The following is a 21,705-nucleotide window of genomic DNA, read 5'->3' as shown; positions in this document are numbered from 1 at the left end:
CGCCCGGTTTTTCCTAACAGCTTATTACCGATCAGCGTTGCGCTGCGGTCGTGCCAGCAACAGCGGCGTCAGGTTTGGCAACCGGCGCCGATGGGTTGGCAGGCCAAGCCTTGCGGTCCAGATCCAGGTCCAGGAACTTGCTGGAGTCGAAGACTGGGGTCTTGATACCGGCCGAACGCTGGTCGTCGTAGTCGCGCAGGATGCGCATGCCGACCTTGAACAGCAGGAACAGCGCGATCAGGTTCACGAACGCCAGCAGGGTCATGGTGATGTCGGCGAAGGCGAAGACGGTACTGAGGTTTTCGATGGCGCCCCAGAAAATCAGGACCAGGACCAGCGCGCGGTAGGCGATCAGCGCCTTGCGGTTTTCCCCGAGCATAAAGCGCAGGTTGTTCTCACCCAGATAGTAGTTGTAGAGGATCGAGGTGAAGACGAACAACGCCAGGGCTACGGAAATGAACATGCGGCCCCAGTCACCGACCACGGCAGCCAGGGAGTTCTGGGTCAGGGCAATGCCGTCGCCTTCGAAACCCGGGGTGTAGAAGCCCGACAGCAGGATCAGCAGTGCGGTGCAGGTGCAGATCACGAAGGTGTCGAGGAACACGCTGAACGCCTGTACCACGCCCTGGGCCACCGGGTGCTCGACCGACGCGACAGCGGCCACGTTAGGCGCACTGCCCAGGCCGGCTTCGTTGGCGAACACGCCACGCTTGACGCCCATGACGATGGCGCTGCCGATCAGGCCGCCAAAGGCCTGATCCAGACCGAAGGCGCTCTTGACGATGGTCGCCAGCATGGCCGGTACGTGGTCGAACTGCAGCACGATCACATAGATGGTCACGGCGATGTACGCCAGGGTCTTGACCGGTACCAGCAGGTCGGCCACCTTGGCGATGCGCTTGATCCCGCCGATGAACACCAGGCCCAGCAGCACCGCCAGGCCCAGACCGGTGTAGGTGGTGTCGAAGCCGAAGGCGTTGTTCAGGGAGTGGGTGACGGCGTGGGCTTGCAGGCCGTTGAAGGCGAAGCCGAAGGTGACCAGCAGCAGGAATGCCATGATCATGCCCAGCCAGCGTTTCTGCAGGCCGTGCTGGATGTAGTAGGACGGGCCGCCACGGTATTGGCCTTCGGAGTCGCAGCGCTTGTAGAGCTGGCCGAGGGAGCACTCGAAGAAGCTGCTGGACATGCCGACCAGCGCGGTCACCCACATCCAGAACACTGCGCCAGGACCACCGAGGGTCACGGCGATGCCGACACCGGCGATGTTGCCTGCGCCGACACGACCGGCCAGGCTGAGCATCAGGGCCTGGAAGGAGCTGAGCTGGTCAGTGCTGCTTTTCAGGCTGTCACGGAACACCGCGAACATATGAAAGAAATGGCGGAACTGGACGAAACGCGAGCGGATCGTGAAGTAGCTCCCGAGCCCGACAATGAGCACGATCAGCACTTTCCCTGAAAGGAAGTCGTTGATGACTTCAAGCATGAGTATTCCTCGCTGTTTTTTGTTTAAGCAAATGCTGGCCATTTGGAAATATCGCGTTACATCGGTCGGCGCGCGGCCCAACAGGTGAGGCGATGTTTCGTCCCGGTCCATTTTCGCGGGTTTGTTATTAGTTCGGTTTTCGCATGTTTTAGGGTCTCTCTACTGACGACCGCTCACGCGAAGAGGGGCGGCACTATACCTATCAGTGCGGTGCCCGTCTGCACGATTGTGGTGCGTCCGACGAAGCGGACCCTTCATTTCACCTGGCCATCCGGTCAGGTTTTTGTGGAGGCGAGCCCGCTCGCAATGGCTGGTGACGCGGTTTACAACGGCAGCGCGTCATCGTTTATCGCGAGAAGATTCGTTCCTACAGTTCGGTCATCCTTGTCTCTGTCAAATTAAAAAAAGGGCTTGGGGAAAAATCCCCAAGCCCTCAAAAGGTGAGAGGTGTCTAGTCCCTCGACCTGGTGAGCGTTAGCAGCGGTGATCACGCTTTGAGCGGAACCAGACGCGGTGCAATCATGTTTTCCGGGCGCAGGATGTCGTCGAGCATGGCGTCGTCGAGCAAGCCTTCTTCGCGCACCAGTTCCAGCACGCCGCGGCCGCTTTCCAGGGCAACGCGGGCGATGCGGGTGGCGTTTTCATAGCCGATGTACGGGTTCAGGGCGGTGACCAGGCCGATCGAGTGCTCGACCAGTTCACGGCAGCGCGCTTCGTTGGCGGTAATGCCGACGATGCAGTGTTCGCGCAGCATGTCCATGGCGCGTTGCAGCAGGCGGATCGAGTCGAAGATCTTGAAGGCGATCAGCGGCTCCATCACGTTCAGTTGCAGTTGACCGCCTTCGGCCGCGATGGTCAGGGCCAGGTCGTTGCCGATGATCTGGAACGCTACCTGGTTGACCGCTTCGGGGATAACCGGGTTGACCTTGCCGGGCATGATCGAACTACCTGGCTGGCGGGCCGGCAGGTTGATTTCGTTGATGCCAGTGCGTGGGCCGCTGGACAGCAGGCGCAGGTCGTTGCAGATCTTCGACAGCTTGACTGCGGTGCGCTTGAGCATGCCGGAGAACAGTACGAAGGCGCCCATGTCGGAGGTGGCTTCGATCAGGTCGGCGGCCGGAACCAGCGGCTGGCCGCTGATGGTTGCCAGGCGCTGCACGGCCAGGGCCTGGTAGCGCGGGTCAGCGTTGATACCGGTGCCGATGGCGGTGCCGCCCAGGTTCACTTCGGTGAGCAGTTCGGGCGCCAGGGTTTTCAGGCGCGCCAGGTCTTCGCTCAGGGTGGTGGCGAAGGCACGGAATTCCTGGCCGAGGGTCATCGGCACAGCGTCTTGCAGCTGGGTGCGACCCATTTTCAGGACGTGGCTGAATTCTTCACCTTTGGCCGCGAACGCCTGGATCAGGCTGTCGAGGCTGGCCAGCAACGCATCGTGGCCCAGCAGCAGACCCAGGCGGATCGCGGTCGGGTAGGCGTCGTTGGTGGACTGCGCCATGTTCACGTCGTTGTTCGGGTGCAGGTACTGGTATTCGCCTTTCTGGTGGCCCATGGCCTCCAGAGCGATGTTGGCGATCACTTCGTTGGCATTCATGTTGGTCGACGTGCCGGCGCCGCCCTGGATCATGTCCACCACGAACTCTTCGTGGAAGTCGCCGCGGATCAATCGTGCACAGGCTTCGCTGATGGCGGCGTGCTTGGCTTCGCTGAGCTGTCCCAGTTCGCGGTTGGCGTCAGCGGCGGCCTGTTTGACCATTGCCAGACCGACCACCAGCTTTGGGTAGTGCGAGATCGGAACACCGGAGAGACGGAAGTTGTTTACCGCTCGTAGGGTCTGGATGCCGTAATACGCTTGCGCCGGTACTTCAAGTACACCAAGCAGGTCTTTTTCTGTGCGGAATGATGCAGCGGAGGACATGATTGAAATCATCTCGATAAGGACCCGGGCTAAGCCGGAACGCTGTGGATCCTAGGCTCTCGGAAAAATTAGGGCCAATGCTGTTAAACACTGGCCTATGCATATTCGGCATAATGCGGGTGTGACGTCGGCTGTGCGGCGAACGTGTGACCTGTTTTGGTGCGTGTAACGGGAGGACATGATGAATCTTGAAAGCAAATGGCTCGAGGACTTCAGTGCCCTGGCCGCTACCCGCAGTTTCTCCCAGGCCGCTGAACGACGCTTCGTGACACAGCCGGCCTTCAGCCGGCGAATCCGCAGCCTCGAGGCGGCGCTCGGGCTGACCCTGGTCAACCGCTCTCGTACGCCGGTCGAACTGACGGCGGCGGGGCAACTCTTCTTGGTGACGGCCCGTACGGTGGTCGAGCAGTTGGGTGAAGTGCTGCGTCATCTGCATCATCTGGAAGGCGGGCAGGGCGAAGTCATCCAGGTGGCGGCCGCCCATTCCCTGGCGCTGGGTTTCTTCCCGCGCTGGATCGCCCAGTTGCGTAACGAAGGGATGAACATCGCCACGCGGCTAGTGGCGACCAACGTCGGCGATGCGGTCCATGCATTGCGTGAAGGCGGTTGCGACCTGATGCTGGCCTTCTACGATCCGGATTCGGCGATGCAGATGGACCCGGAGATCTTTCCGTCGCTGCACTTGGGCCAGACCGAAATGCTCCCGGTGTGTGCCGCCGATGCCGGTGGTAAGCCCTTGTTCGATCTCGAAGGCGAAGCCAGCGTGCCGCTGTTGGCCTACAGCGCCGGAGCGTTTCTCGGCCGCTCGGTTAACCAGTTGTTGCGCCAGCGGGCGCTGCGTTTCACCACGGTCTACGAGACGGCCATGGCCGACAGTCTGAAAAGCATGGCCCTGGAAGGCCTGGGCATTGCCTGGGTGCCGCACCTGAGCGTACGTGCCGAACTGGCCCGGGGCGAACTGGTGGTCTGCGGCGGCACGCAGTGGCACGTACCTCTCGAGATTCGCCTGTACCGCTGCGCCTTGGTGCGCAAGGCCAATGTGCGCTTGTTGTGGCGCAAGCTTGAGGGCGGCGCAGCGCAGGGCGCCGCGGGATCTTGATAGCACTCAAAACCCTGTGGGGGCGAGCTTGCTCGCGACAGCGGACTGACCTTCAACATCGGAGTTGACTGACACATCGCCATCGCGAGCAAGCTCGCTCCCACAGGGGGATTTGTGTTGCTATTTCGCTGACCCGAGAGTCAATAAAGTCGCCACTTCCCCTCAAACGACAGACGGTCGGCGAAAGTGCGTTTAACGCACCATTTTCGGTATACTGCCCGGCCTTCGGTCGGCTTGCCCGGCCATAATTCGTACAACAAGCCACGCCGGTTTCCTGCGTGGCTTGTTGTTTTTTGACGCGCCTGCGGGCGCCCAGAGAGAAGAGGCACGACGATGAGTGCACTGGTTGGCGTGATCATGGGCTCCAAGTCCGATTGGTCCACCCTTAGCCACACCGCCGATATGCTGGAAAAGCTCGGCATCCCTTATGAGGTGAAAGTGGTCTCCGCCCACCGTACCCCGGACCTGCTATTCCAGTACGCCGAAGAGGCTGAGTCCCGTGGCATCGAGGTGATCATCGCCGGTGCCGGGGGCGCGGCCCATCTGCCAGGCATGTGTGCGGCCAAGACCCACCTGCCGGTACTGGGCGTGCCGGTACAGTCGTCGATGCTGTCGGGCGTCGATTCGCTGCTGTCGATCGTGCAGATGCCGGCTGGCATCCCGGTTGCGACCCTGGCCATCGGCAAGGCCGGTGCGATCAACGCGGCCCTGCTCTCGGCGAGCATCCTGGGTGCCAAGCATCCACAATTTCATACCGTGCTGAAAAAATTCCGCGCTGAACAGACAGACAGCGTCCTGGACAATCCAGACCCACGCATTGCCTGAGGTTGTTGACGAATGAAGATCGGTGTAATCGGTGGCGGCCAGTTGGGTCGCATGTTGGCCCTGGCGGGTACGCCGCTGGGGATGAGCTTCGCTTTCCTGGACCCGGCGCCGGACGCCTGCGCTGCGGCGCTGGGTGAACACCTGCGAGCCGACTACGGCGACCAGGACCACCTGCGCCAATTGGCCGATGAAGTCGATCTGGTGACCTTCGAGTTCGAAAGCGTCCCGGCTGAAACCGTTGCCTTCCTGTCCCAGTTCGTCCCGGTCTACCCGAGTGCCGAAGCCTTGCGCATCGCCCGTGACCGTTGGTTCGAAAAGAACATGTTCAAGGACCTGGGTATTCCCACGCCGGCCTTTGCGGACATCCAGTCCCAGGCTGACCTGGACGCCGCTGTCGCATCCATCGGTTTGCCGGCCGTGCTCAAGACCCGCACCCTGGGTTACGACGGCAAGGGCCAGAAGGTCTTGCGCAGCCCTGAAGACGTGGTTGGCACGTTTGCCGAGCTCGGAAGCGTGGCCTGCCTGCTGGAAGGTTTCGTGCCGTTCACCGGCGAAGTCTCGCTGATCGCCGTACGGGCCCGCGATGGTGAAATCCGTTTCTACCCGCTGGTGCACAACACCCACAAGGACGGCATTCTCAAACTGTCCGTCGCCAGCACCGATCATCCGTTGCAGGCCCTGGCCGAGGACTATTCCAGCCGGGTGCTCAAGCAGCTCGACTATGTCGGCGTGATGGCGTTCGAGTTCTTCGAAGTGGACGGCGGCCTCAAGGCCAACGAAATCGCGCCTCGGGTGCACAACTCCGGGCATTGGACCACCGAAGGCGCCGAGTGCAGCCAGTTCGAAAACCACCTGCGGGCGGTGGCCGGGCTGCCGCTGGGGTCGACCGCCAAGGTCGGTGAAAGCGCGATGCTCAACTTCATCGGCAGGGTCCCGGACAGCGAGAAAGTCCTGGCGATTGCCGACTGCCATTTGCATCACTATGGCAAGGCGTTCAAGGCCGGGCGCAAGGTCGGTCACGCCAACCTGCGTTGCGCTGACCGGGCCACGCTGGCCCAGCAGATCATCAAGGTCGAGACGTTGATCGCCGAGTAATAGTCTGGAATATCGGTGGAACCATTCGTCGGCCAACTTCTCTGATTAGCTAGGCGCCAAATCCGACTGGATTTGGCCCTAGTTATTCAACCAGAGGGAAATGCCATGGGAATCATTGGAACCATCTTTATCGGCCTGATCGTCGGCCTGCTGGCGCGCTTCCTGAAACCGGGCGATGACAGCATGGGCTGGATCATGACCATCCTGCTCGGTATCGGCGGTTCGTTGGCAGCCACTTACGGCGGCCAGGCCCTGGGCATCTACCAGGCTGGCCAAGGCGCTGGCTTCATCGGTGCACTGGTGGGTGCGGTGGTGTTGCTGGTGATCTACGGCCTGATCAAAAGAAACTGATTCAAATGCGACAAAGCCCTCTCTGCGTGGCGCGCAGAGGGGGCTAGAATGCCCGGCGTTGCACTTCCTACTCATTGCCGAGCCCTTTCATGCGCCGTCTAATGTTGACCCTTCTTTTGCTGGGCAGTGGCCTGGCCCACGCCGCCGAGCTGCCGGAAACCGACTGGCTCGAACTGATGCCCAAGTCGGACCAGAAAGCCCTCGAGGCCATGCCCGAGATCGACCACAATTCCCCCGAAGCCAATGGCACCTTCACCGAGAAAGGCGGCCTGAAGCAAAGCAAGGGTTTGCCTGCGGTGATGTATTCGACCAAGACCGTGGCGTCGATGAACGACAAGCACATTCGCATCGGCGGTTACCCCGTGCCCCTTGAAAGCGATGCCAAGGGCCGTAGCACGCTGTTCTTCCTGGTGCCTTACCCTGGCGCCTGCATCCACGTCCCGCCACCGCCACCGAATCAACTGGTGCTGGTGCGCTATCCCAAAGGCCTGAAGCTGGACGACATCTACACACCGCTTTGGGTGACTGGCACGCTGAAGATCGAAAAGGTCGACAACGACCTGGCCAGCGCGGCATATGCGCTGGAGGCGGAGAAAGTGAGGGTGGTGCAGGAGGCGGATTTGTAATAGGCCGGTTGGCTTGACACAAATCCCAATGTGGGAGCGAGCTTGCTCGCGATGGCGGTGTATCAGTCGAAGCTGATGTTGACGGTCAGTCCGCTATCGCGAGCAAGCTCGCTCCCACATGGATTGTGCAGTGTTAGAGCGGCTTGCTGCCGATGCTCACACCCAAGGTATGACTGGCCTGCGGCAGCAGCGTCACCACATCGTCCATCACATTCGCTGTCTCGATGCACAGCATGCGCTGCCAGCCATCGTCGGCCATGTCGCTGAAGGCCTTGGCACGCTCGGTCCAGGGGTTCCAGATCACCGCCGAGCGCGAGCCGCTGCTGGTCAGTTCGATCCGTCGTTCCCACTGCGGGTCGACGATGCTCAGTCGCGGCGGGGTATTGAGATAGATGCGGTCGGTTTCGCCGGTAAAGTGCAGGTCGCCGGCCTGGGTGACGGTTTTCCAGTCGTCCAGGGTCTCGACGTAGCTCAAGCCATCCACCCCTTCGACATGCACATTGCGCACATCGCTGACGGCGAAATAGCTGTGCAGCGCCTGGCTGAGGCTGACGCTTTCGCTGCCGCGGTTATGGCTGGTGAGGCTGATGTGCAACTGCGCGTCCATGACGATGGTCAGCGTCAGGTCCACCTGATGGGGCCAGCCCGAGAGGCCGTTTTCAGGATAGGGCAGCACGAACTCCACCTTGAGGCTTTCGCCTTCGGCTTCGATGCCCTTCAACTCCCAATCCATCGCTCGAACCAACCCGTGGGCCGTGGCCGGGTCGTTGGTCACGCGCATGGCTTGTACGCTGTCGGGGTTGCGCGTCAGATTGCCGAACCACGGCCAGCACACCGGCACGCCGGCGCGGATGCTCTTGCCGGCCTTGAATGTGGCCTGGTCGTTGAGCCAGATCAGCGGCGGCTGGCCGTCCACTTGATAGCTGAGGATGTGCGCGCCTTGCTGGGCCACCAGCAACTCGGCCTGACCGTGGCGGATACGCCAAGCGTTCAGTTCATCCAGTTTGACGGCTTCGACGTTGGGCGTAGGCATCTTGCAAATCTCGCTCGGGAACAGGGACTGCAATGGACCGCAAAACGGCCGGCGTGTTTAACGAGCGCGCGGCGGAACCGAGCGGGTGCGACCGCTGCCGTCGATGGCGACGAAGACAAATACCGCCTCGGTCACTTTGCGCCACTCACTGGACAGCGGGTCGTCGCTCCAGACCTCGACCATCATCTGGATCGAGCTGCGGCCGATTTCCAGCGCCTGGGTATAAAAGGACAACTGCGCACCCACCGCCACCGGTACCAGGAACGCCATGCGATCGATCGCCACGGTGGCCACGCGTCCGCCAGCCACTTTGCTGGCCATTGCGGTGCCAGCCAGGTCCATCTGGGACACCAGCCAGCCGCCGAAAATATCGCCAAAGCCATTGGTCTCGCGAGGGAGCGCGGTGATTTGCAGGGCCAGGTCGCCTTGCGGGATTGGATCTTCTTGTTCGAGCTCTATCATGCCGGGGGTGCCTCTGACCCGTAACGCTGTCTTGTGCTTCAGGTGAATAGCCGTCTTTGTAAAAAACGATTCAGCCCGAACATGCTACGTTCGTCACGTTTTTCGTAAAGGCGTGCCAAAGGGAAACTCTGCGAAACCGGCTGGTTCTGGTACTACGCCACCAACGACGTTTTCGCACAGCAACCCCCTACAGAGTGTTGCAAAGTTGCGAGTATATCGGGCGATAGACGTCGAGACGACCACTCGGTTCTGATTTCGACGGTCAATTACGCGCCTCTATGTGTTTTTTCGAACAATTTGCTATCGTGCCGGACTCGCCACACAGGCCGCAGGCCCCAACCCGCGCTGTCGGGTTGCGCAGAACTGACCAATAAGAGAAGCCCTTGCCATGACCACTGCGCCTTCGAGCACAGCGACGCCTGCACAACCGGCCCGTCCGCTGACCCGCAACGATTACAAGACCTTGTCACTGTCTGCGCTGGGCGGTGCGCTGGAATTCTACGATTTCATCATTTTTGTGTTCTTTGCCACCGTGGTCGGCAAATTATTCTTCCCTGCCGAGATGCCCGAATGGCTGCGCTTGATGCAGACGTTCGGTATTTTTGCCGCCGGTTACCTGGCCCGGCCACTGGGCGGGATCATCATGGCCCACTTCGGCGACCTGTTGGGGCGTAAGAAAATGTTCACTTTGAGCATTTTCATGATGGCCGTGCCGACCCTGATCATGGGCCTGCTGCCGACCTATGCACAGATCGGCATGTGGGCGCCGATCCTGCTGTTGCTGATGCGGGTGATCCAGGGGGCGGCCATTGGCGGTGAAGTGCCGGGGGCCTGGGTATTCGTTTCCGAACATGTTCCGGCGCGCCACATCGGCTACGCCTGCGGCACCCTTACCTGTGGCCTGACGGCAGGGATCCTGTTGGGCTCACTGGTAGCGACCGCGATCAACAGCATTTATACACCGGTGGAAGTAGCGGATTACGCCTGGCGGATTCCGTTCCTGCTGGGCGGTGTGTTCGGGCTGTTCTCGGTGTACCTGCGCCGCTGGCTGCACGAAACCCCGGTGTTCGCCGAGTTGCAACTGCGCAAGGCCCTGGCTGAAGAAGTGCCACTGCGGGCCGTGCTGCGTGATCATCGCGGCGCCATCGCCATTTCGATGCTGCTGACCTGGTTGCTGTCGGCCGGCATCATCGTGATCATCCTGATGACCCCGACGGTGCTGCAGACGGTGTATCACTTCAGCCCGACCACGGCATTACAGGCCAACAGCCTGGCGATCGTGTTCCTGAGCTTTGGCTGCATCGGTTCCGGCGTACTGGCGGACCGTTTCGGTGCCGGGCGGGTCTTCGTGTTTGGCAGCACCTTGCTGCTGATCACCTCCTGGACGTTCTACCACAGCCTGTTCGACCACCCCGAATGGCTGTTCCCGCTCTATGCCCTGAGTGGGCTGCTGGTGGGCACCATCGGCGCGGTGCCTTATGTCATGGTCAAGGCATTCCCGGCAGTGGTGCGCTTCAGCGGCCTGTCATTCTCCTACAACCTGGCGTATGCGATCTTCGGCGGCCTGACCCCGATGATCGTCACTCTGCTGCTCAAGGAAAGCTCACTGGGGCCGGCATATTACGTGGCAGTGATCTGCGGCATCGGGATTGCGGTGGGTGGTTATCTCTGGAAGAAGGGGCGCTAGGTCCGAATCTTTTACTGACTGCACTGGCTTCATCGCGAGCAGGCACGCTCCCACATGGATGTTGCGTTCACCGCGAATCCCCTGTGGGAGCGAGCTTGCTCGCGATTGGGTCCGCATGAATCATCTTGCAAAACTCAATGCTGGCCTTTCATCCAATTGTCATATTTCAGCAATAGAGTGTTCACACGGCTTACCGATACTTGGCCGACTTAACACACCCTATCTGCTAGGAGTAAGGCATGAAACTGAAGCGTTTGATGGCGGCAATGACTTTTGTCGCTGCTGGCGTTGCGACTGCCAACGCGGTTGCCGCTGTTGACCCTGCGATCCCGAGCTACACCAAGACCACTGGTGTTTCGGGCAACCTCTCCAGCGTCGGCTCCGATACCCTGGCCAACCTGATGACCTTGTGGGCCGAGAACTACAAGAAAGAATACCCGAACGTAAACATCCAGATTCAGGCTGCCGGTTCTTCCACCGCGCCACCTGCGCTCACCGAAGGTACCTCTAACCTGGGCCCGATGAGCCGCAAGATGAAGGACAACGAGCTGCAAGCCTTCGAACAGAAGTATGGCTACAAGCCAACGGCTATCCCGGTGGCCGTGGACGCCCTGGCGGTATTCGTGCACAAAGACAACCCGATCCAGCACCTGACCATGGAACAGGTCGATGCGATCTTCTCGTCGACTCGTCTGTGCGGCGCTAAAGCCGATGTGAAAACCTGGGGCGACCTGGGTGTGACCGGCGATCTGGCCAACAAGCCGGTTCAACTGTTCGGTCGTAACTCGGTATCCGGCACCTACGGCTACTTCAAGGAAGAAGCCCTGTGCAAAGGCGACTACAAGCCAAACGTCAACGAACAACCAGGCTCGGCTTCGGTCGTGCAGTCGATCAGCTCTTCGCTGAACGGTATCGGTTATTCGGGCATCGGCTACAAGACCGCCAGCGTGAAGACCGTGGCCCTGGCCAAGAAAGGCAGCACTGAATTCATCGAAGACACCGAAGAAAACGCCCTGAACGGCAAGTACCCGCTGTCGCGCTTCCTCTACGTTTATGTCAACAAGGCGCCGAACAAGCCTCTGGCCCCGCTGGAAGCTGAGTTCGTGAAGCTGGTCCTGTCCAAGCAAGGCCAGGAAGTTGTAGTCAAGGACGGTTACATCCCACTGCCAGCCAAGGTGGCCGCCAAGGCACTGGCTGACCTGGGTCTGCAAGAAGGCGGCAGCGTCGTCAAGAAGTAATACCTGAGCCCGGGCCGAAGTCCGGACTCCTGTGGAGCGGGCTTGCTCGCGAAGAGGTCAGTGCATTCAACAGGGTTGTTGACTGACTTCGCGAGTAAGCCGTCCCACAGTCCCAAATTCCTGTCCGCTGCCGGTTCCCTCCGGCGGCGGATTTGTTGCGTCACTGCATTGTCATCTTTCTGTCATACAGGATCGCTAGGGTGTGCGCATGAATGATCTGGCCAACTCCACAATGACTACGACTTCCCCTCCCAAGCGCATTGACTTCAATACGCCTGAGCTTCAACGCAAGCGCCGTATTCGTGCGCTCAAGGATCGCCTGACCCGTTGGTACGTCTTGATCGGCGGTCTGGCCGTCCTGGCCGCCATTACGTTGATTTTCTTCTTCCTGGCTTATGTGGTGCTACCGCTGTTCCAAGGCGCGGACTTGACCGCCAAGGACCCGATCAGCCCGGCCTGGATGCAAGACGCCGGCAAGCCGCTGATGATTGCCATCGAAGAGCAGAACCAGGTTGCCATGCGGGTTTCCGACAAGGGGCAGGCGCTGTTTTTCGACATCACCAGTGGTGCCGAACTGCGCCGAGTCGACCTGCCGATTCCAGCCGGCGCCAGTGTGACCGCCATTGGCGAAGATCAGCCCGGCAGCCCGCTGGTGGCGATCGGTCTGTCCAATGGCCAGGCCCTGATATTCCGTCATACCTATAAAGTCAGCTACCCGGATGGCAAGAAAACCATCTCGCCTGCCGTCGAATATCCTTATGGCGAAGCGCCGATCGCGTTGAACGAGCAAGGCGCCGCCTTGGAGCATGTCAGCCTCAACGCCACCGATTCAACCCTGCTGCTGGCCGGTTCCAGCGGTGCGCAGTTGCAAGTACTGTCGCTCACCAGCGAAGAAAACATGATGACCGGTGAAGTCACCAGCGAGCAGACGCGCATTGAGCTGCCGCAGATGACCGAGCCGGTGAAAAACATCTTCGTCGACCCGCGCCAGCAATGGCTGTACGTGGTCAACGGACGTGCCCAGGCCGACGTGTTCAGCCTGCGGGACAAGAGCCTCAACGGTCGTTACAAATTGCTGGAAAACGCCGAAGCCCAAGTCACCGCCGCCACCCAGTTGGTGGGCGGGATCTCGCTGATCATCGGCGACTCCAAGGGCGGCCTGGCCCAGTGGTTCATGGCCCGCGATCCGGACGGCGAGCTGCGCTTCAAACAGATTCGTACTTTCCAGATGGGCACCACGCCAATCGTTGAGATCACTGCCGAAGAACGTCGCAAAGGTTTCGTTGCCCTCGATGCCGCCGGCAAGCTCGGCGTGTTCCACAGCACTGCGCACCGCACCTTGTTGGTGGATCAAGTGGTCGATGGCCAGGGCCTGTTCGGCATGTCGCCCCGGGCCAACCGCCTGATCGTGGAGCAGGGCGGCAAGCTGCAACCGCTGACGCTGGACAACCCGCACCCGGAAGTCTCGTGGAGCGCGTTGTGGAGCAAGGTCTGGTACGAAAACTACGACGAGCCTAAATACGTCTGGCAATCGACCGCCGCCAACACCGATTTCGAACCCAAGCTGAGCCTTTCGCCGCTGACCTTCGGTACCTTGAAAGCGGCGTTCTACGCAATGCTGCTGGCTGCACCGCTGGCGGTTGCCGCAGCGATCTACACCGCCTACTTCATGGCCCCGGGCATGCGCCGCAAGGTCAAGCCAGTGATCGAGCTGATGGAGGCGATGCCGACGGTGATCCTCGGTTTCTTCGCCGGCCTGTTCCTGGCGCCCTATGTCGAAGGGCACTTGCCGGGCATCTTCAGCCTGTTGATGTTGCTGCCGATTGGCATCCTGGTAGCCGGTTTCGTCTTCAGCCGCCTGCCTGAATCCATCCGCCTCAAGGTGCCGGAAGGTTGGGAAAGCGCGATGCTGATCCCGGTGATCCTGTTCGTCGGCTGGCTCTCGCTGTACATGAGCCCGTACATGGAAGCCTGGTTCTTCGGCGGTGACATGCGCATGTGGATCTCCCATGACCTGGGCATCACCTACGACCAGCGCAACGCCCTGGTGGTCGGCCTGGCGATGGGCTTCGCGGTCATCCCGAACATCTACTCCATTGCCGAAGACGCCGTGTTCAGCGTGCCACGCGGCCTGACCCTGGGTTCTCTGGCCCTCGGTGCCACGCCATGGCAGACCATGACCCGCGTGGTGATCCTTACCGCCAGTCCGGGCATCTTCTCGGCGCTGATGATCGGCATGGGCCGTGCGGTGGGCGAGACTATGATCGTGCTGATGGCCACCGGTAACACGCCGGTCATGGAAATGAACCTGTTCGAAGGCCTGCGCACCCTGGCGGCCAACGTGGCGGTGGAAATGCCCGAATCGGAAGTCGGCGGCAGCCATTACCGCGTGCTGTTCCTGTCGGCGCTGGTGCTGCTGTTGTTCACCTTCGTCATGAACACCCTCGCCGAGCTGATCCGTCAGCGTCTGCGCAAGAAATATTCGGCGCTTTAAGAAAGGTAGAAGTCTGTGAAACAGAACTCCCTGAAAGGATGGTTCAAGAGCGGCGCCCCCGGCGTCTGGATCAGCGGTGGCGCAGTGTCCATCGCGGTCATCATGACCATTGGCCTGCTGGCAGTAATTGCCGTGCGCGGCCTGGGCCACTTCTGGCCGGCGGACCTGATCCACGCCAGCTACAACGTGCCAGGCATGCCTGCGCACCTGGTGGTCGGCGAAGTGGTGCAGAAAGAAGAAGTGCCTCGCGAGCGCCTGAAAAGTGCTGGCCTGCCGGTGCCGGATGAAGGTCCGGAGTTCATGACCCGCGAGCTGGTCAAGGTTGGCAACCGGGACTTGAACGGGACTGACTTCACCTGGATCGTCGGCGACTGGCTGACCAATCAGACCACGCCGCCGGAACTGATGGCCATCGAGCGTCGTGAGTGGGGCAACTTCTACGGCTACCTGGTCAACGTCAAGGAAGACGGCAAGGTCATCGCCGAGGGCGAGGCCGCCTGGCCGCAACTGCAGGCTCGCGTACAGCGCGTCAACCAGTTGGCCGCCGAGCTCAAGACTCTGGAAAAAGTCGATATCGGCGCCATCAACGCCGGCTTGGAGCGCATTCGCCTGCACGGTCGCAAGCTGGAGCTGGACGGCAAGCTCGATGCCGCCGCCCAAGCCGACCTGGAAAGCGAACGCGCCGAGCTCAATGCCCGTTACAAAGACATCGAAGCGCGCCTGTCTGACTTGCACGCGCAGTTCAACCGCGACAGCCTGACCGCTCGCGATGCCAACGGCAAGGAAGTGGAAATCGGCATCGGCAAAGTGGTGCACGCCTTCCAGCCGAACAGCATGGGCACCTTTACCAAGCTCGGTTTCTATTTCAGCAAGGTCTGGGAATTTCTCAGCGACGATCCCCGTGAAGCCAACACCGAAGGCGGGATCTTCCCGGCAATTTTCGGTACGGTGATGATGACCCTGATCATGGCGATGATCGTGACGCCATTCGGCGTGCTGGCGGCGGTGTACCTGCGTGAGTACGCCCGCCAAGGGCCGATGACCCGCCTGATCCGCATTGCGGTGAACAACCTGGCAGGCGTACCGGCCATTGTTTACGGCGTGTTCGGCCTGGGCTTCTTCGTCTATGTGCTGGGTGGTTCGGTGGATCGCCTGTTCTTCCCCGAAGCCCTACCGGCGCCGACCTTCGGTACCCCGGGCCTGCTCTGGGCCTCCCTGACCTTGGCGCTGCTGGCGGTGCCGGTGGTGATCGTGGCCACCGAAGAAGGCCTGGCGCGGATCCCGCGGACCGTGCGTGAAGGCTCCCTGGCCTTGGGCGCGACCAAGGCCGAGACGTTGTGGAAAATCGTGCTGCCCATGGCGAGCCCGGCGATGATGACCGGCATGATCCTCGCCGTGGCCCGCGCTGCGGGTGAAGTGGCGCCGCTGATGCTGGTGGGCGTGGTGAAACTGGCCCCGTCGCTGCCGCTGGACGGCAACTACCCGTACCTGCACCTGGACCAGAAGATCATGCACTTGGGCTTCCACATCTATGACGTGGGCTTCCAGAGCCCGAACGTCGAAGCGGCGCGACCGCTGGTGTATGCCACGGCGCTGCTACTGGTGCTGGTGATCGCTACGCTGAACCTGTCGGCGGTGTGGATTCGCAACCACCTGCGCGAGAAGTACAAGGCACTGGATAGCTGATGGTCCGGATCCTGTGGGAGCGAGCTTGCTCGCGAAGCTTTTTGGCGGCCTTGATGCCCCCTTCGCGAGCACGCTGGCTCCCACACTGATCGATGTTCACTGGAATTTTATGGAGCAGCCACAAAGGCGTTCCGAACCGAATTTGTTAGCACAGGGAGCCTCCCATGCAACACGAAGTACAAGCACGCGGCATCAATATGTCGGCCCTGGGCCGCGACAAGCAGAGCCTGGACCTGGCCCAGGAAACTGTCGCCATCGAAGTGCCTGGCCTGAGTCTGTTCTATGGCCAGAAGCAGGCGCTGTATGACGTCAGCCTGAACATCCCGAAGCAGCGCGTTACCGCATTCATCGGCCCGTCGGGTTGCGGCAAGTCGACCTTGTTGCGCACGTTCAACCGCATGAACGACTTGGTGGACGGCTGCCGCGTCGAGGGTGAAATCAACCTCTACGGCAACAACATCTACCGCAAGGGCGAAGACGTGGCCGAGCTGCGTCGTCGCGTGGGCATGGTGTTCCAGAAGCCCAACCCGTTCCCGAAAACCATTTACGAGAACGTGGTCTACGGCCTGCGCATCCAGGGCATCAACAAGAAGCGCATCCTCGACGAAGCGGTGGAGTGGGCCCTCAAGGGCGCGGCGCTGTGGGACGAAGTCAAGGATCGCCTGCATGAATCGGCACTGGGCTTGTCCGGTGGTCAGCAGCAGCGTCTGGTGATCGCCCGCACCATCGCCGTGGAGCCGGAAGTATTGCTGCTCGACGAACCTTGCTCAGCTCTGGACCCGATCTCGACGCTGAAAGTCGAAGAGCTGATCTACGAGCTCAAGTCCAAGTTCACCATCGTCATCGTGACCCACAACATGCAACAGGCGGCGCGGGTTTCGGACTACACCGCGTTCATGTACATGGGCAAACTGGTGGAGTTCGGCGACACCGATACCCTGTTCACCAATCCGGCCAAGAAACAGACCGAGGATTACATCACCGGTCGCTACGGCTAGTCGAGGTCGCTGCAAGCCGCAAGACAGAGGCGGTGCGATCCGGATCAACATTTAACTGCTTGAAGCTTGCAGCTTGAAGCTTGCAACTTTCGCGGAGCGAACAAGATGATTTCGAAGGAAGGCCTTACTCACCACATTTCCGCCCAGTTCAACGCCGAGCTGGAGGAGGTGCGTAGTCACCTGCTGGCCATGGGCGGGCTGGTGGAAAAGCAGGTCAACGATGCGGTGACCGCGCTGATCGAGGCCGATTCTGGCCTGGCGCAGCAAGTGCGCGAGATCGACGACCAGATCAACCAGATGGAGCGCAACATCGACGAGGAATGCCTGCGCATCCTGGCCCGTCGTCAGCCGGCCGCCTCCGACCTGCGCCTGATCATCAGCATCTCCAAGTCGGTGATCGACCTGGAGCGGATCGGCGACGAAGCCACCAAAATCGCCCGCCGGGCCATCCAGTTGTGCGAAGAGGGTGAAGCGCCGCGCGGTTACGTCGAAGTTCGCCACATTGGCGACCAGGTGCGCAACATGGTGCGCGATGCGCTGGACGCCTTTGCTCGTTTCGACGCCGACCTGGCGTTGTCGGTGGCCCAGTACGACAAGATCATCGACCGCGAATACAAGACCGCCCTGCGCGAGCTGGCGACCTACATGATGGAAGACCCGCGGTCTATTTCCCGGGTACTGAGCATCATCTGGGTGCTGCGTTCCCTGGAGCGTATCGGCGATCATGCGCGCAACATCTCGGAACTTGTGATCTATCTGGTGCGCGGCACCGATGTGCGGCACTTGGGGCTCAAGCGCATGAAGGAAGAAGTTGAGGGCACCCTGTCCGAAACTGCTAATGTTCCGGGCGAAACTGACGATAAGTAAGATTGCCAAGAAAAGCGCCCGGCCTTCTGGTCGGGCTTTTTTTTGGATTTTTTTTAATCGACAGCAGCACCCCGCGAACGAAAAGTACCGGCGTGACTGAAGGTTTTTGGCAATATGCCATCAGCAAAAGCGGTATGCTTGCCGGGATTTTTTAGAGGTGTATCTGGATGAGTAAGGTCAGTGTGTTGGTCGTGGACGATGCTTCGTTCATTCGTGACCTGGTGAAGAAGTGCCTGCGCAACTACTTCCCGGGCATCCGCATCGAAGATGCCGTGAATGGCAAGAAAGCCCAGTCCATACTGGCCCGTGAAGCTTTCGACCTGGTGCTGTGCGATTGGGAAATGCCGGAAATGTCTGGCCTGGAACTGCTGACCTGGTGCCGCCAGCAAGACTCCCTCAAGGGCATGCCGTTCGTGATGGTCACCAGCCGCGGCGACAAGGAAAACGTTGTCCAGGCGATTCAGGCCGGCGTTTCCGGCTATGTCAGCAAACCGTTCACCAACGAACAGTTGCTGGGCAAGGTCAAGCAGGCGCTGCACAAGGTTGGCAAGCTCGACACCTTGATGAACAGTGCCCCGACCAAAATGAATTCGGCGTTCGGCAATGATTCCCTCAGCGCCTTGACCGGTGGTAAGGCGGCTCCGGTTGCCGCTGTCGCTTCGGCACCTGCGGCGAACCCCTTCGCCAAGCCGGCCGCTGCCGCAGCGCCTGCACCCGCCGCTGCGGCCCCGGCCCGTGGCTTGCTCAACAGCCCGCCCGTCAAGGCTCCGGCTGCCTCCGCACCAGCCGCCAACCGTGGCCAGGGCCAATTGCGCCTGTCCAGCGGCACCCAGCAATGCGTGATCAAGGCCCTGAGCCTCAAGGAAGCGCTGCTGGTGGTCAAGCGCACCGATACCTTGCCACAAGTGCTCGAAGGCGCAGTGCTGGACATGGAACAGGGCGACAACGCCGAAACCGCCCGTCTCAATGGCTACCTGCACGCCATCGTCGCCCACGAGCAGACGCCCGACAGCGAATGGCTGCAACTGACGTTCCGCTTCGTCGACAAAGACCCGCAGAAACTCGACTACATCTCCCGCCTGATCGCCCGCGGCACGGCGCAGAAACACTTCGTACCGGGTGCCTGATACGGCGGCGCCTGCCAGTCCGCTATCGCGAGCAAGCTCGCTCCCACAGGGGATCTGAGTCGAACCTGAATTCAGGGTTCACGCCGATCAAATGTGGGAGCTAGCTGGCTCGCGATGGGGCCAGCAGCCCCAGCAAAGCACCATCTGCCCACCCATTTTGAAACATCCGTCGACTACGCTGGTCCATCCCAGCTGCTAGGCTGCTGTGCAGGCCTTCACTTTTCGACAGAACCTTTGCCCATGCTCGCGCCCCTGCTGTTCGCCTGCGGTCTGGTCCTGGCCTCCACTTCGGCCATGGCCATGACGATCTATAAATCCACCGACGCCAATGGCGTGGTGTCCTACAGTGACCGTCCCAGTCGGGGCGCCCAGGTGTTCGTGTTCCGCGACCGCATGGTCGAGCGCCTGGAGCGGCAGGTCTTTCTCGATATCAAGAAGCAAAAGGGCGCGGACGCGGTGTTCGTGCGCAACGACCTGTACGCGCCGGTGGAGATCGAGTTGAGTTTTGCCGGGCTGCGTAATGTGAGCGGCGCGCCAAGCCGGCCGATTCGTCGGGTACTGCCGGCGCGCAGCAATCTGCGCCTGGCGCTGCTCACGGCCACGCAGCCCGGCAGGCCGCTGGTATACACCCCGAGGTTCGAATACTCCCTGGGCGACCCTGCAGGCTCGGCACAGGCCTATCGTTACCCGCTGCCATGGCAAGGAGGGCCGTTCCGCCTGAGCCAGGGTGCCAACGGCCAGTACAGCCACTACGGGCCGAAAAACCGCTACGCCATGGACATCGCCATGCCCGAAGGCACGCCGATCATCGCGGCGCGCGGCGGCGTGGTGATCAAGACCGAAAATGCGCAGACCGGCCGTGGGGATGACCCCTCGGGCAACTTCGTGCGGGTGCTGCACGATGACGGGACCATGGGCGTCTACCTGCACTTGCAGAAAGGCTCGGTGAGTGTGCGCGAAGGACAAAGGGTAGTGGTGGGCACGCCGCTGGCGTTGTCGGGCAATACCGGCAACAGTTCCGGCCCGCACCTGCATTTTGTGGTGCAGCGCAATACCGGGTTGGGGCTGGTGTCGATTCCCTACCAGTTCAATCAACCGGTGGGGGAGTTGCCCAACTTTGCGTTGGGCAAGCAGTAAAGTGTTGTTTGGGCTGACGCCATCGCGAGCAAGCTCGCTCCCACATTGATTTGCGCCGAAGCACATAACGAGTGTGGTCGACGTACCACGCTTGTGGGAGCGACGCTGATCTGGAATCAACGCCTCAATCGAGCATCAACACCTTCGCCAGAATAATCTTCGGCCCTTTCATCTTCTTGATGATGATCCGCAGGCCTTCGACTTCCAGCACTTCTTCCTCTTCCGGCACCCGCTTGAGGGTTTCATAGACCAGCCCGGCGAGGGTCTCGGCTTCGACATGGTCCAGGTCGATACCCAGCAGGCGCTCGACCTTGAACAGCGGCGTGTCGCCGCGTACCAGCAGCTTGCCCGGTTGGTAGGCCAGGATGCCGCGCTCGGCCTTGCGGTGTTCGTCCTGGATGTCGCCCACCAGCACTTCCAGCACGTCTTCCATGGTCAGGTAACCGATGATGTTGCCGTCGGCTTCCTCGACGAGGGCGAAGTGCGAACCGCCCTTGCGGAACTGCTCCAGCAACTGCGACAGCGGCATGTGCCGCGACACGCGCTCCAGCGGCCGGGTCAGTTCGGCCAGGTTGAACGACTCGGGAATGTGATCCAGGGCCGCCAGCTCCAGCAGCAGGTCCTTGATGTGCAACAGGCCGACGAACTCCTGGCGCTCGCTGTCATACACCGGATAACGGCTGAACTTGTGGCGACGGAACATCGCCAGGATCTCCTTGAGCGGCGCATTGAACTCCAGCGTCACCAGGTCTTCCCGGGAATTGGCCCAGTCCACCACTTCCAGCTCGCCCATCTCCACGGCCGAGGCCAGCACGCGCATGCCTTGGTCGCTGGGGTCCTGGCCACGGCTGGAGTGCAGGATCAGCTTCAGTTCTTCACGGCTGTAATGATGCTCGTGATGCGGGCCGGGCTCGCCCTGGCCGGCGATGCGCAGGATGGCGTTGGCGCTGGCGTTGAGCAGGTAGATCGCCGGGTACATGGCCCAGTAGAACAGATACAGCGGCACGGCGGTCCACAGCGACAGCAGCTCGGGTTTGCGGATTGCCCAGGATTTGGGCGCCAGCTCACCGACCACGATGTGCAGGTACGAAATGATGAAGAACGCGGTGAAGAACGACACGCCCTTGATCACTTCCGGCGATTGGACGCCGACTGCGCCCAACAGCGGTTCGAGGATGTGGGCGAACGCCGGTTCACCGACCCAGCCCAGGCCCAGGGAGGCGAGCGTGATACCCAGCTGGCAGGCCGACAGGTAAGCGTCGAGCTGGCTGTGAACGGTGCGCAGGATGTGCCCGCGCCAGCCGTTTTTCTCAGCGATGGCCTCGACCCGGGTCGAGCGCAGCTTGACCATGGCGAATTCGGCCGCAACGAAAAAACCGTTGAGCAAAACCAGGATCAGAGCAAAAAGAATCATGCCGAATTCGGCGAAGAGTGTAACGAGGGACAAGCCAGGGGAAGGGTCCATGATGGAGTTTTGCGGGTTCCGTATATTCGTAAAGGTTAGAAATGAGTACCTGAAAAGGCAGGCACAAGTCAGCCAATGTAGCGGCTGACTCGGCGGTTGCCTAGGGGGGAGTGCCAGCCG

General features: G+C 60.9%; 18 protein-coding genes. 13 read left to right on the top strand and 5 right to left on the bottom strand.

Annotation, left to right across the window (positions count from 1 at the left end; all coding sequences use genetic code 11):
• Positions 1-31: 31 nt before the first annotated feature.
• Entirely contained in the window at positions 32-1,483 is a 1,452-nt protein-coding gene (locus SGN16_RS28975) for an alanine/glycine:cation symporter family protein (RefSeq protein ID WP_210642083.1), read from the bottom strand.
• 487 nt (positions 1,484-1,970) lie between these two features.
• The gene (gene aspA / locus SGN16_RS28970) at positions 1,971-3,395 is read right to left on the bottom strand and encodes an aspartate ammonia-lyase (protein WP_003196363.1); all 1,425 of its coding nucleotides are present in this window, start codon (positions 3,393-3,395) and stop codon (positions 1,971-1,973) included.
• Between the two features lie 181 nt (positions 3,396-3,576).
• Between aspA and SGN16_RS28965 the strand changes: the two genes are divergently transcribed.
• From SGN16_RS28965 to SGN16_RS28945, 5 genes are all read left to right on the top strand, one after another.
• A complete protein-coding gene (locus tag SGN16_RS28965) occupies positions 3,577-4,494 on the top strand; it encodes a LysR substrate-binding domain-containing protein (RefSeq protein ID WP_210642082.1) in 918 nt (305 codons plus the stop codon).
• 333 nt (positions 4,495-4,827) lie between these two features.
• Entirely contained in the window at positions 4,828-5,319 is a 492-nt protein-coding gene (gene purE, locus SGN16_RS28960; RefSeq protein WP_003187060.1) for a 5-(carboxyamino)imidazole ribonucleotide mutase, read from the top strand.
• Between the two features lie 12 nt (positions 5,320-5,331).
• The gene (locus tag SGN16_RS28955; RefSeq protein WP_335944956.1) at positions 5,332-6,414 is read left to right on the top strand and encodes a 5-(carboxyamino)imidazole ribonucleotide synthase; all 1,083 of its coding nucleotides are present in this window, start codon (positions 5,332-5,334) and stop codon (positions 6,412-6,414) included.
• 105 nt (positions 6,415-6,519) lie between these two features.
• A complete protein-coding gene (locus SGN16_RS28950) occupies positions 6,520-6,765 on the top strand; it encodes a GlsB/YeaQ/YmgE family stress response membrane protein (RefSeq protein ID WP_003196372.1) in 246 nt (81 codons plus the stop codon).
• An 89-nt stretch (positions 6,766-6,854) separates the two neighbouring features.
• Positions 6,855-7,391 carry a DUF3299 domain-containing protein gene (locus SGN16_RS28945; protein WP_210642080.1) on the top strand — a complete coding sequence of 179 codons (537 nt, stop codon included), beginning with the start codon at positions 6,855-6,857 and terminating at the stop codon, positions 7,389-7,391.
• 133 nt (positions 7,392-7,524) lie between these two features.
• On the opposite strand, the gene SGN16_RS28940 is transcribed toward SGN16_RS28945, so the two are convergent.
• Together SGN16_RS28940 and SGN16_RS28935 are read right to left on the bottom strand one after the other, a co-directional pair.
• Entirely contained in the window at positions 7,525-8,424 is a 900-nt protein-coding gene (locus SGN16_RS28940) for a D-hexose-6-phosphate mutarotase (protein ID WP_210642079.1), read from the bottom strand.
• A 57-nt stretch (positions 8,425-8,481) separates the two neighbouring features.
• Complete coding sequence (locus SGN16_RS28935; RefSeq protein WP_003177184.1) at positions 8,482-8,886, bottom strand: acyl-CoA thioesterase; 405 nt, start codon at positions 8,884-8,886, stop codon at positions 8,482-8,484.
• A gap of 388 nt (positions 8,887-9,274) precedes the next feature.
• Here SGN16_RS28935 and SGN16_RS28930 point away from each other — a divergent pair, with 388 nt between their 5' ends.
• From SGN16_RS28930 to SGN16_RS28895, 8 genes are all read left to right on the top strand, one after another.
• Positions 9,275-10,573: an MFS transporter gene (locus SGN16_RS28930; protein WP_335944955.1), complete on the top strand. Its 1,299-nt coding sequence runs from the start codon at positions 9,275-9,277 to the stop codon at positions 10,571-10,573.
• 239 nt (positions 10,574-10,812) lie between these two features.
• Positions 10,813-11,811: a phosphate ABC transporter substrate-binding protein PstS gene (locus SGN16_RS28925; protein ID WP_335944954.1), complete on the top strand. Its 999-nt coding sequence runs from the start codon at positions 10,813-10,815 to the stop codon at positions 11,809-11,811.
• A gap of 208 nt (positions 11,812-12,019) precedes the next feature.
• Positions 12,020-14,305 (top strand): ABC transporter permease subunit, encoded by a 2,286-nt coding sequence (locus SGN16_RS28920; RefSeq protein ID WP_210642076.1) that lies wholly within the window; start codon positions 12,020-12,022, stop codon positions 14,303-14,305.
• 15 nt (positions 14,306-14,320) lie between these two features.
• Positions 14,321-15,991, top strand: coding sequence for a phosphate ABC transporter permease PstA (gene pstA / locus SGN16_RS28915; RefSeq protein ID WP_210642075.1), 1,671 nt, complete (start codon positions 14,321-14,323; stop codon positions 15,989-15,991).
• 164 nt (positions 15,992-16,155) lie between these two features.
• Complete coding sequence (pstB, locus tag SGN16_RS28910; RefSeq protein WP_003177189.1) at positions 16,156-16,989, top strand: phosphate ABC transporter ATP-binding protein PstB; 834 nt, start codon at positions 16,156-16,158, stop codon at positions 16,987-16,989.
• Positions 16,990-17,094: 105 nt separating this feature from the next.
• On the top strand, positions 17,095-17,856 hold the full coding sequence (gene phoU / locus SGN16_RS28905) for a phosphate signaling complex protein PhoU (RefSeq protein ID WP_025216204.1): 762 nt from the start codon (positions 17,095-17,097) through the stop codon (positions 17,854-17,856).
• A gap of 167 nt (positions 17,857-18,023) precedes the next feature.
• Positions 18,024-18,983, top strand: coding sequence for a response regulator (locus SGN16_RS28900; RefSeq protein WP_210642074.1), 960 nt, complete (start codon positions 18,024-18,026; stop codon positions 18,981-18,983).
• A 240-nt stretch (positions 18,984-19,223) separates the two neighbouring features.
• The gene (locus SGN16_RS28895) at positions 19,224-20,120 is read left to right on the top strand and encodes a M23 family metallopeptidase (protein WP_210642073.1); all 897 of its coding nucleotides are present in this window, start codon (positions 19,224-19,226) and stop codon (positions 20,118-20,120) included.
• A 124-nt stretch (positions 20,121-20,244) separates the two neighbouring features.
• On the opposite strand, the gene SGN16_RS28890 is transcribed toward SGN16_RS28895, so the two are convergent.
• Positions 20,245-21,585, bottom strand: coding sequence for a hemolysin family protein (locus tag SGN16_RS28890; RefSeq protein ID WP_210642072.1), 1,341 nt, complete (start codon positions 21,583-21,585; stop codon positions 20,245-20,247).
• Positions 21,586-21,705: the final 120 nt, after the last annotated feature.

It is taken from the genome of Pseudomonas sp. G166 (assembly GCF_037027455.2).
In the GTDB taxonomy this organism is placed as follows: Bacteria; Pseudomonadota; Gammaproteobacteria; order Pseudomonadales; family Pseudomonadaceae; genus Aquipseudomonas.
Note: the sequence above shows the minus strand (reverse complement) of the source record. Positions and strands in the feature narration are given on the sequence as shown.

Coding starts and splice junctions, on each gene's coding strand:
- pstB (WP_003177189.1), top strand. CDS start 16,156: ATGCAACACGAAGTACAAGCACGCGGCATCAATATGTCGGCCCTGGGC.
- SGN16_RS28955 (WP_335944956.1), top strand. CDS start 5,332: ATGAAGATCGGTGTAATCGGTGGCGGCCAGTTGGGTCGCATGTTGGCC.
- SGN16_RS28890 (WP_210642072.1), bottom strand. CDS start 21,585: ATGGACCCTTCCCCTGGCTTGTCCCTCGTTACACTCTTCGCCGAATTC.
- aspA (WP_003196363.1), bottom strand. CDS start 3,395: ATGTCCTCCGCTGCATCATTCCGCACAGAAAAAGACCTGCTTGGTGTA.
- SGN16_RS28975 (WP_210642083.1), bottom strand. CDS start 1,483: ATGCTTGAAGTCATCAACGACTTCCTTTCAGGGAAAGTGCTGATCGTG.
- SGN16_RS28935 (WP_003177184.1), bottom strand. CDS start 8,886: ATGATAGAGCTCGAACAAGAAGATCCAATCCCGCAAGGCGACCTGGCC.
- SGN16_RS28950 (WP_003196372.1), top strand. CDS start 6,520: ATGGGAATCATTGGAACCATCTTTATCGGCCTGATCGTCGGCCTGCTG.
- SGN16_RS28945 (WP_210642080.1), top strand. CDS start 6,855: ATGCGCCGTCTAATGTTGACCCTTCTTTTGCTGGGCAGTGGCCTGGCC.
- SGN16_RS28900 (WP_210642074.1), top strand. CDS start 18,024: ATGAGTAAGGTCAGTGTGTTGGTCGTGGACGATGCTTCGTTCATTCGT.
- SGN16_RS28920 (WP_210642076.1), top strand. CDS start 12,020: ATGAATGATCTGGCCAACTCCACAATGACTACGACTTCCCCTCCCAAG.
- SGN16_RS28895 (WP_210642073.1), top strand. CDS start 19,224: ATGCTCGCGCCCCTGCTGTTCGCCTGCGGTCTGGTCCTGGCCTCCACT.
- SGN16_RS28940 (WP_210642079.1), bottom strand. CDS start 8,424: ATGCCTACGCCCAACGTCGAAGCCGTCAAACTGGATGAACTGAACGCT.
- SGN16_RS28930 (WP_335944955.1), top strand. CDS start 9,275: ATGACCACTGCGCCTTCGAGCACAGCGACGCCTGCACAACCGGCCCGT.
- purE (WP_003187060.1), top strand. CDS start 4,828: ATGAGTGCACTGGTTGGCGTGATCATGGGCTCCAAGTCCGATTGGTCC.
- SGN16_RS28925 (WP_335944954.1), top strand. CDS start 10,813: ATGAAACTGAAGCGTTTGATGGCGGCAATGACTTTTGTCGCTGCTGGC.
- SGN16_RS28965 (WP_210642082.1), top strand. CDS start 3,577: ATGAATCTTGAAAGCAAATGGCTCGAGGACTTCAGTGCCCTGGCCGCT.
- phoU (WP_025216204.1), top strand. CDS start 17,095: ATGATTTCGAAGGAAGGCCTTACTCACCACATTTCCGCCCAGTTCAAC.